Annotated in this window: 1 protein-coding gene; it reads left to right on the top strand. The window is 45.5% G+C overall.

Annotation, left to right across the window (positions count from 1 at the left end; all coding sequences use genetic code 11):
* A partial coding sequence (locus tag PVV57_RS09755) for a hemagglutinin repeat-containing protein (protein WP_273783986.1) occupies window positions 1-3,756 on the top strand: 3,756 nt, incomplete at both ends.

Below are 3,756 nucleotides of genomic sequence, written 5' to 3'. Positions count from 1 at the left end.
TCTGACCATTGCTGGCACTGTTTTGTCTGGGGGCAATTTAAAAGCACATGCCGGTGGTGATATCAGGGCGTATCTTTTAGCCGGTGGGGTTGATATGGCAGCAACGGGGGCTGCTGGAAATCTTGTTTTGGGCAGCCATGGGGGTGTTGATCTCCAGAGTAGTCAAGGTGCGATTGTTGCTGAAAGCATTTATGGAGCGGGAGATATCACACTGGTTTCTCATAACGGGCTATCTGTTTCTCAAACAATCCTCTCTCATGATAATGTTGTCATTCATACACAACCTGATGCTGGAGTTCATTTTGGACAACTGATTGCTTATGGCAGGGTAGATATTGATGGTGGAGCGGTTGATTTTTCTTCGCTGATGGCGGGTGGAGATGCTGTTTTAAAGGGTGGCAGCCTTAATGCAGGCACATTGATGACAGGGTTAGATTTTGTTCGCTCTCAGGTGAGCCCTTGGAATCCTTCCGGTGCGCTTGTTTTTTATGATAAAGGTTCCCTTTCTATCACGGCACAAAGGGGGATAAAGGTTGGACATATTATCAGTGGTGAAAATATTGACCTTTTTGCTGGCAACGACATTTATTATAATCAGATCATAGGGTACGGTACAGCCGCATTAACATCCGTTTCAGGCGGGATTAGTGTTGAGAATGTGCTGTCTGTTCTGGGGGATATGAGGTTGACAGCACCGAGACTGGATTTAAGCAATAATCGTTCTCATATTTACACGCCGCAAACGCTGTATTTAAAGGGGGATCATATTGATGTCTCGGGGAGTGAATTAACGTATGGCGGTTTGGATTTTAACAGCACCAATGTCCTTGATATTCACCATGCACGGTTGCAAGCTGTGATAGATCAGGGGGGGAGTGGCAATATTCTTTTTGTAGCTCCAGGTGTTCTGGTTGATGAGACAACATCGGTTTTAGCAGCACGAGATTTTGCCATCAAAACAGGGGAGTTGCACAATAGTGGTCAATTGGCAGCGGGGCAGAATTTAGCCTTTAGCGTGACAGGGGATGTGACCAACAGCAAAACGGGCTTAATCTACGTGAAGGGCAATGGTGCTCTCAAAGTTGATGGGGCTTTGTTGAATGATGCTGGTGTCGTTATGGCAGAGAGTGATTTATCTTTTACCAATGCGGCAGGCAGCGGAAAGAGCCTTTCCCTTGTCAATAAAGCGGGTTTAATTCAGGTAGGGGGAAACTTAAATATTCAAACAAAAAACTTGCAAAATGAAGCCGATAGTACGCCTAAAATAGAGGAAAAAAAGGAATATAACGATATTTCTTTCCAAAGACCGGAAGGGGCTGATCAACTCAGTGATGGGATGTTATATCAAGATGGACCCAATCTTTGGGGAAAGGGGCACGAACATCAAAGTCATAAGGGACCTTTTAAAGGGCACGTAAAAATTTTCTTGGATGTTCCTTTTTGGTCGAGCCAAGAAGGAACGTATGGCACGGCAACTTTAAAAGATGGATCAGTCTATAAGGCATTTACTTGGGAATTTAAGCCTGTCTATGATCAAAAATCTGTAAAACGGTATCAATGGAATAACTGGTCGCACATGACCGAAGAGATTGTCACGCAGACGTTTTCGCATAAACCGGCGGCTCAGGGGATGATACAATCTCACGGTAATCTGATCATTAACGCTGATAATATTGAGAATAACTATAGCATTATAGAAGCAGGGGGCAATGCGGATATCCATGCGAATGTGCTGACCAATGTAGGGGAAACAGCCTATAAAAATACTTATCTTGGTTGTCATGCCAATACAGATAGTTATTGTTATGCCTATAATGCCGATGGCAGTCGCAATGATCATCTCGATATAGACAATGGAGCTTTTCGCCAAACTGGTTCAGAAGTTCTCGATACTGTTCCTGGTCTTGTGCAAGCGGGTGGCACGTTGAATTTGGTGGTCGATCAACTCAACAACAAGGCAGCGGAAGGGTCCATTACGGGGGATGCGCATTTTGAAGCCAAAGCGGTTGGAGGTAATCCACTGGAGGCGCTGAACGGTTTAACCGGGGCTGGTGCTTTGTTTACACCCAAAGTGGATCTCAATGGTACAGAAGAACTAGCTGAGGGCAGCACTTTGCCTTTGCCAAAGCCCCAATCGGGCGGTGTTGGGGGCACGTTGCCCCAACAGAATTTCCTTTATGAAACCAGGGCAGATTTCCTTGATGTTGGTAAGTTTTATGGCTCCGCCTATTTTTTGAACAGAATTGGTTATCAGCCAGATCGGGAGATTTTTTTCTTAGGGGATGCTTATTTCGAAAAGCAACTGATTGAAAAACAAATGCGTGATCTTGTGGGGCAAGGTTTGGGTAAAGGCTCCTTTATTCCAGGAAGTGATGCCATTGAACAAGTCAAAAGTTTGCTGGATGTTGGAGCAGACTATGCAAAAGCCCACAATCTTGTCTTTGGTGAGCCTTTAAGTGAAGAACAATTGGCAAGTTTAGAAGCACCGATGGTGATTTATGTACGCCAACAGGTCAAGGGCATGGATGTTTATGCACCGGTGCTTTACATTCCTGAAAAAGACAGAGCCTCCTTTGTTTCTGCTGGGGCTTTGATCATGGGCGATGATGTCAATATCACCAGCCCAAATACAAGCACTTCAACGATTATCAATTCAGGGCGTATTGCGGCAAAGAACCAATTGAATGTGCATGGCGGTGATATTCTCAGTCAAGGGGGGCATTTTGCAGCTGATGGTGATGCTGTTATCCTTGCAGAAAACAATATTCGTTTGGATGCAGGGCGCACAATGGTTGACGGTGTGGAAACTATTTTAAACACCCATGCCTTGTCTTCTGGGGGCAATGCGACAGTTCTTGCTAAAAAAGATATGACAGCCTCAGGGGTGAAGGTCACCACAGGGGGTGATCTTGCCATGGTTACAGAAGAAGGTAACTTAACGATAGGCGCAGCAGAAACCCATCACCACAGCGAGCATAGTGATGCCACCATGCACCAACAATCGGAAGTCAATTCTGGCGGCTCAACAACGCTTCTTTCTGGAAAAGATCTGAATATTCTAGGCTCTGAAGTTCAAGCAACGGATAACCTTTTCTTACAAGCAAAAGAAAACGTTTCGATTAATGCCACGCGCAACAGTGCCAATAGCCAACGGGGGGATCAAACCTCCCATGTTGCTGTGCACAATGGCTCTCATTTAAGTTCTGGAAAAGATGCCACTGTTCTCTCTGGAAAAGATATCCATTTTTCTGCTTCTGATATGGATGTGAAGGGCAATGTTGCTCTTGGCGCCCAAGGGGATATCACAATAGATACCAAATCCGATGAGATGGCGTATCATCTTCAGAATAAAAACCTAAAAGTGGATATGCAAGCCTCGCGAGCCGTTGGCTCTTCGATCAATGCTGGGGGTGATATCACCGCTATTGCAGGGCAAGATGGCAAACCACATGATCTCACCATCACAGGCAGTTCTGTTACGGCTGATGGCAAGGTGGGGCTGAAAACCAGCCACGATATTCTCATCAACAATGCGGAAAATAGTTTACAGTATGAGATGTCGTATCATAAAGAGGGCGGGGCGTTCAGTAGCAGCAAATCCCAGCATAACAAGATTGATGCGACCCAAGTTTCCGGTTCACTCATATCGGGGGGTAAAGGTGTTGCCATTGATTCAGGAAACAACACGGAAATTGTTGCCTCGATACTCACAGCCGGCAAGACAGGGGAGACTTCAGGAGCAAAAACGCCAGAAGA

It is taken from the genome of Bartonella sp. AU15XJBT (assembly GCF_028618615.1).
Taxonomy (GTDB): Bacteria; Pseudomonadota; Alphaproteobacteria; order Rhizobiales; family Rhizobiaceae; genus Bartonella.
The sequence above is the reverse complement of the archived record's forward strand: the minus strand, read 5'-3'. Positions and strand labels throughout refer to the sequence as shown.